The 6,289-nt window shown below is 66.2% G+C and carries 5 protein-coding genes and 1 riboswitch; of the genes, 2 read left to right on the forward strand and 3 right to left on the reverse strand.

Annotated features, from left to right (window positions below):
* Positions 1-54: 54 nt before the first annotated feature.
* Positions 55-993 (reverse strand): mitochondrial fission ELM1 family protein, encoded by a 939-nt coding sequence (locus tag R3280_RS15520; RefSeq protein WP_318999519.1) that lies wholly within the window; start codon positions 991-993, stop codon positions 55-57.
* Positions 990-1,937: an LpxL/LpxP family Kdo(2)-lipid IV(A) lauroyl/palmitoleoyl acyltransferase gene (gene lpxL / locus R3280_RS15525; RefSeq protein WP_318999520.1), complete on the reverse strand. Its 948-nt coding sequence runs from the start codon at positions 1,935-1,937 to the stop codon at positions 990-992. The genes R3280_RS15520 and lpxL overlap by 4 nt, the downstream gene beginning before the upstream one ends.
* 175 nt (positions 1,938-2,112) lie before the next feature.
* Between lpxL and waaA the strand changes: the two genes are divergently transcribed.
* A complete protein-coding gene (waaA, locus tag R3280_RS15530; RefSeq protein WP_318999521.1) occupies positions 2,113-3,372 on the forward strand; it encodes a lipid IV(A) 3-deoxy-D-manno-octulosonic acid transferase in 1,260 nt (419 codons plus the stop codon).
* A gap of 21 nt (positions 3,373-3,393) precedes the next feature.
* Here waaA and R3280_RS15535 read toward each other — a convergent pair whose 3' ends face one another.
* Positions 3,394-4,782, reverse strand: coding sequence for a TolC family outer membrane protein (locus R3280_RS15535; RefSeq protein ID WP_318999522.1), 1,389 nt, complete (start codon positions 4,780-4,782; stop codon positions 3,394-3,396).
* Between the two features lie 178 nt (positions 4,783-4,960).
* Positions 4,961-5,064: riboswitch (TPP riboswitch) on the forward strand.
* 91 nt (positions 5,065-5,155) lie between these two features.
* Between R3280_RS15535 and thiC the strand changes: the two genes are divergently transcribed.
* Positions 5,156-6,289, forward strand: a 1,134-nt coding sequence (thiC, locus tag R3280_RS15540) for a phosphomethylpyrimidine synthase ThiC (RefSeq protein ID WP_318999523.1), incomplete at its 3' end; no start/stop codon positions are given.

Below are 6,289 nucleotides of genomic sequence, written 5' to 3' on the forward strand. Positions count from 1 at the left end.
CGGTGCCACGCTCCACACCGCCACTGTGCAGGGCCGGCAGAACCTGGAGGATCCTCATCGCTCGCCGCCCCCCAGGAAGCGCTGGATGACCCAGCGGGCGGCCCTGTCGGCCTCCCACAAGGGTGCGGCCTCCTGGCCCCGACGCTGCATGATGCGGGCGTGATCCTGCCAGCTCGCCACACGCCCGCGCTCCAGCAGGGCCTCGATACCGGACACCACCCGCCCGGGCTGGCGGGGCGGCAGCTCGAACAGCCCGGTTGGCAGGCCGGCGGTGAGCACCTCGTACACCATGGAGACGCTGTCCGGTGTGACCCAGGCCGCGCGGCAGCCGGCCAGGGTGTGGCTGAGCCAGTCCTGGTGGGTGCGGGAGTGGTCCACCACCGTGATCCGGGGTCCGGCCAGTGCCTCGAGTTCGGCCTGCAGCTCCGGTGGCGTCCGCCGCGAGCCGCTGATGGTCCAGCGCCAGTCCCGGTAGTTCTGGATCAGCTGGGTCACTTGCTGCAGGACCCGGTCGTTGTCCCACTCATAGTGGGGCGAGGGGCCGCCCAGGAGGATCAGGGCTTCCGGTTTGTCGGTCAGTCTGGCCATGGGGGTCATGGCATTCAGCGCGCCTTCCGAGACTAGGACGCCGTCCCGTTCCGGTACACCGTCATGGGCCGGGATGATGGCGCCATCGACCCAGCTCAGGGGAAAGCCCGGCTTCATCAGCACCAGGGTCCGGGCGCCACGCAGTCGGCGCAGGGACAGCAGCAGGCGATGGCTGCGGCGGCCGGCAGCGATGATCAGGTCCGGCCTGGGCAGGTCCAGCCTGGGGGCAAGGCCGAACAGGGCGCGCCAGACGGGCACGGGAATGGTGGTGGCATCCAGCCAGTGCAGGTTGGCGCCGCAGAGCACCCGCAACCGGTTGCCCAGACCCTTGAGCTGACTGCGGTGGCCCGGCTTCTGGTCGTCCAGCAGCCAGACCACCGGCGGCTTGCCAGTCACCTGACTCACCGCCTGCCCCCGTAAAGGCTGGGGTCCTCCGGTGAGGGCCGGGTCTTGAAACGTCGGTGCATCCACAGGTACTGGTCCGGGACGCGCCGAAGTTCCCGCTCCAGGGACGCGTTCACCAGGGTGGCGTCGGCGACGTCATCACCGGTGGGGAAGGGCGCCAGTGGCGGGTGGAAAAAGATGTCGTAGCCTATTTCGTCCTCACGGCGGAAATGGCTGAAGGGAATCACCTCACAGCCGCTGCGTTCGGCAATGCGGGCGGTGGCGGTGATGGTACCGGCCGGAGTGCCGAAAAAGGGCGCGAATACGATGTCCTTGCGGCCGTAGTCCTGGTCGGCGGCGTACCACACCGTATGGTTGCGCTTGAGCAGCTTCAGCAGCCCCCGCAGGTCCTTGCTGCCCAGCACCGTGCCGTAGCGGCGTTCGCGGGCGCGGGTCATGACCGCGTTCATCAACGCGTTGTTGTGGTCCCGCTGCATCACGTCCGCCTCGATATACTGGGTCACCAGGCTGCCGCCCAGGTCCAGGGTGCTGTAGTGCCCACCCAGCAGGAGCACGCCCCGGCCCCTGACCTTTGCCGCCTCCAGGTGTTCGAGCCCGTGTACCCGGGTGACATCCAGGAAGTCAGCGGGGTTGCGGAACCAGGCCAGGCCCAGCTCCATGATGCCGATGCCGTTGGAATGGAATGACTTGCGCACCAGCTCTTTCTGCGCTTCTTCCGAAAGTTCCGGAAAGCAGAGCCCGATGTTGACCGAGGTGATGTGACGGCGTGATGACAGGGTCCGGTAGGCCAGCTCCCCCAGGCCCCTGCCAATGCGCCACTGCAGCGCCAGTGGCAGTCGGGAGAACAGCCAGATAAGCCCGATCAGCAGCCAGGTGGGCCACCAGCGTGGGCTTCGGTAGTGGGAGTAATCGGTGTCGCGGATTCGCCGTCTGGTTCTGCTCACGCTGCTTGTCGTTCGCCTGCTGGATGGGTCATGGTCACGGGTTTCAGCCAGGCAGTTTAGCAGGCGGCCGGGCCGGGGCATAAGGTTCGACTGTAATCGGCGTGTGCGGCCAGATGGTGCGGGCCACGACCGCCGGCTTTCTGTAGAATGGCGGCCAGTTTCTGCTGGAGCTCCAATGCTGCACTCTCTGTATTCTTTCTGCTTCCGCCTGGCGCTGCCCTTTGTCATGCTCAGGCTCTGGTGGTTGGGCCGCAAGGCGCCCCAGACCCGGGCCAACTGGCAGGACCGGCTTGGCTTTGCACCCCGCTTCCCGGAACCGGTGATCTGGGTGCACGCGGTGTCGGTGGGGGAAACCATCGCCGCTGCCCCGCTGGTGAAGGCATTACTGGCGCGCCAGCCTGACCTGCCGGTGCTGATGACCGCGATGACCGCTACCGGTTCGGAGCGGGCCCGGGCCCTGTTCGGCGAGCGGGTGCACTACGCCTTCTCGCCCTACGATACTCCCGGTGCGGTTCGTCGTTTCCTGGACCGGGTCCGGCCCCGTGCTCTGGTGATCATGGAAACCGAACTCTGGCCCAACATGATCCGGCTGTCGGAGCAGCGCGGCATCCCGATTTTCCTCATCAACGCCCGCCTGTCGGAGCGCTCCGCCCTGGGCTATGAGCGGGTGGACTCGCTGGTGCGCCCACTGCTGAGGGATCTCAGCTGGGTGGCGGCCCAGGCCGAGGAGGATGCCCGGCGCTTTCTCAGGATCGGCGCCCAGCCCGAGTCCGTGTCCGTCACCGGCAGCATCAAGTTCGACGTGGAAATCACCTCCGCCTTACGCACGCAGGCGCAGGATCTGCGCCGGTCGCTGCTTGGTGAGGAGCGGCCGGTGTGGATTGCCGCCAGTACCCATATCGGTGAGGACGAGCAGATACTGGCCGCCCACCAGGCCTTGCTGGCGACCCATCCGGAGGCCCTGCTGGTGATCGTGCCCCGACATCCGGAGCGCTTCGATGCGGTGGCTGAGCTGGTCCAGGCCAGTGGTCTGAGCCTGGCCCGGCGTTCCCGTGGCGAGTCCGCCAATGGCTGCGCGGTCTATCTGGGGGATACCATGGGCGAGCTGCTGATGCTCTACGGCATGGCGGATCTGGCGCTGGTGGCCGGTTCACTGATCGAACGGGGTGGCCACAACCCGCTGGAGCCGGCGGCCTGGGGCGTGCCGGTGCTGACCGGCCCCCACGTGTTCAATTTCGAGACGATCTACAGCCAGCTGGAGGCCGGTGGGGCGCTGACCCGGGTGGAGGACAGCACCTCGCTGGCGCTGGCGCTGGAGCGCCTGATTGCGGCACCGGAGCGGCGACGCGAGCTGGGCGCCAATGCGCTGGCCGTGGTGGAGGCCAATCGTGGCGCCCTCAACCGGGTGGTGGAAGGGATTGTGGCGCGGGTCTGAACCGGCCAGTACCCGCGCTGCTCAGTTGGCGGTGGGGTCCGCCAGGGTCTCACCCTCGTTGGCCAGCGCCTCGATGCCGGGAGCCGCAGGTGACAGCCACTCGTTGAGGGCGATCAGGTCCTGGGGGCTCAGGGTGCCGGCGGTGAGCTTCAGGCTCAGGGTGTTGATGATATAGTCGTAGCGGGCATTGGCGTAATCCCGCAGGGCGATGAAGTAATTGCGCTGGGCGTCCAGCACTTCCACGATGTTGCGGGTGCCCACCTCATAACCGGCCTCGGTCGCATCCAGCGCGCTGCGGCGGGACACGATGGTCTGCTCCAGGGCCGAGGCCGATTCGATGTTGGTGTTGACGGTGCGGTACAGGCTGCGGGCGTTCACCCGCACGTCCCGGCGTACCGTGCGCAGGGTCTGCTCCGCCACATCCACCAGTGAGCGCTGCTGGCGTACGCCGGCCTGTACGCCGCCGCCCAGGTAGATGGGCACGTTCAGGGACAGGCTGATGACACCCTCGGTGGTGGCGCCGCCACTGGTGCCCCGACCCTGGAGTGCGGTACCGGGCTGGTCGAGGCCGTTGATCTCGGTTCTGCCGTAGGAGGCGTTCAGGTCCAGGGTGGGCAGGTGGCCGGCCTTGGCGGCCTTCAGGGTGGCCTCGTTGGCATTGAGCTCATAGAGGGTGGACTGGATCTGCCAGTTCTGCTCCAGGGCGATTCGCTCCCAGGCGCCCGGATCCATGGGCTCCGGCCGCATAAGCGGGAACCGCTGCTCCAGGTTTTCCAGCGTCTCCGGGTAGTCTCCGGTCAGACGGGCCAGGCGCTCCTTGGCGATATCCAGGTTGCTTTCCGCGGCGATCCGCTGGCTCTTGCTGTCGTCATAGCTGGCCCGGGCCTCGTAGACCTCGGTGATGGCGATCAGCCCCACCTCGTAGCGCTCCTGGGCCTGCTCGTACTGACGTTGGATGGCGGCTTCGGTGGCCCGTGCCGTGGTCAGGGTGTCGCTGGCCCGCAAGACATTGAAGTAGGCGGTGGCCACGTCCAGGATCAGCTGCTGCTGCGCCAGGCTGTACTGGGCCTGGGCGGATTCGCTGAGGAACTGGCTGTTCTCGAAGCGGAACCAGGTGTCGGCGCGGAACAGGGGCTGGGTCAGCTGCACGCCATAGCCGATGGTGGTGTAGTCGTCGTCCAGGTTGTCGCTGTTGGTGTCGATGTAGCTGGCATCACCAAAGGCGCTGACCTGCGGCAGCAGGTTGCTGCGGCTGACGTCGATGTTGGCCCGCTGGGCCTCCAGGCTGGCCCGCGCCGCCGCAATGCCGGAATCGTATGACAGGGCCTGCTCGTAGGTACCGACCAGGTCAAGCGCCAGCACCGGCTGGCAGGCCAGCAACATCAGCCCGGGAAGCATGCGTTTTTTCATAACTACTCCTGGTATGCCGTGACATCCAATTGTCGGGGCGGCGGGGAAATGGCCCTCATTATGGACAAGATCCGGGTCGATCTCTACACTTGCATAAGGTACCTATTATGCCGTGCCGGCCGCTTCGCAACGGCGCTGACACTGCCACCAGGTACCCGGAATATCGTACCGAGAATATCGCGTCTTGACGGGGTGCCGGCATAAACCGGCTGAGATTGCTTTGCAGAACCCGCGAACCTGATCCGGTTAGTACCGGCGTAGGGATTCGAGACCAGCACCGAAAGTCCGTCGTTCCAGGCCCTGCCGGGAAACCGGGGACCTCTTCGTACCGCCCGTCATTCGCGACCCTAAACCATCCATCAGGGACGCAGACATGACCAGCAAACCCCGTTACCTCAGTGACGCTGCCAGCGTCGATGCGGCCGCCATCCAGCCGCTGCCGAAATCCCGCAAAATCTACGTCCAGGGCAGTCGCCCGGATCTGCGCGTGCCCATGCGCGAGATTACCGTGGGCGACACCCCCACCGAGATGGGCGGCGAGAAGAACGCCCCCGTCGTGGTCTACGACACCTCCGGCCCCTACACCGACCCGGAAGCCCGGATTGACCTGCGCAAGGGTCTGGCACCCCTGCGGGAGGCCTGGATCGAGGAGCGCGGCGACACCGAGCGCCTGGAGGACTACACCTCCGCCTTCACCCGCCGCCGCATGAAAGACCCCCTGCTGGATCCGCTGCGCTTCATGGACGAGCGCAAGCCCCGCCGCGCCAAGCCCGGCTGCAATGTCAGCCAGATGCACTACGCCCGCAAGGGCATCATTACCCCGGAGATGGAATTCGTCGCCATCCGCGAGAACATGAAGCTGCAGGAAGCCCGGGCCCAGGGCCTGCTGGACCAGCAGCATCCCGGCCAGTCCTTCGGCGCCTCACTGCCGGCTGAGATCACCCCGGAGTTCGTGCGGGACGAGATCGCCCGCGGCCGTGCCATCCTGCCCAACAACATCAATCACCCGGAATCCGAGCCCATGATCATCGGCCGCAACTTCCTGGTGAAGATCAACGGCAACATCGGCAACTCCGCGGTCAGCTCCTCCATCGAGGAGGAGGTTGAAAAGCTTACCTGGGGCATCCGCTGGGGCTCGGACACGGTAATGGACCTGTCCACCGGCAAGAACATCCACGAGACCCGGGAGTGGATTATCCGCAATTCCCCGGTGCCGATCGGAACCGTGCCCATCTACCAGGCTCTGGAGAAGGTCGGTGGTGTGGCCGAGGACCTGACCTGGGAAATCTTCCGGGACACCCTGATCGAGCAGGCCGAGCAGGGCGTGGACTATTTCACCATCCACGCCGGTGTGCGCCTGCACCATGTGCCGCTGACCGCGAAGCGGGTCACCGGTATCGTTTCCCGCGGCGGCTCCATCATGGCCAAGTGGTGTCTGGCCCACCACACAGAGAGCTTCCTCTACACCCACTTCGAGGACATCTGCGAGATCATGAAGGCCTACGAC

Source organism: Marinobacter sp. (assembly GCF_033722195.1).
Classification (GTDB): domain Bacteria; phylum Pseudomonadota; class Gammaproteobacteria; order Pseudomonadales; family Oleiphilaceae; genus Marinobacter.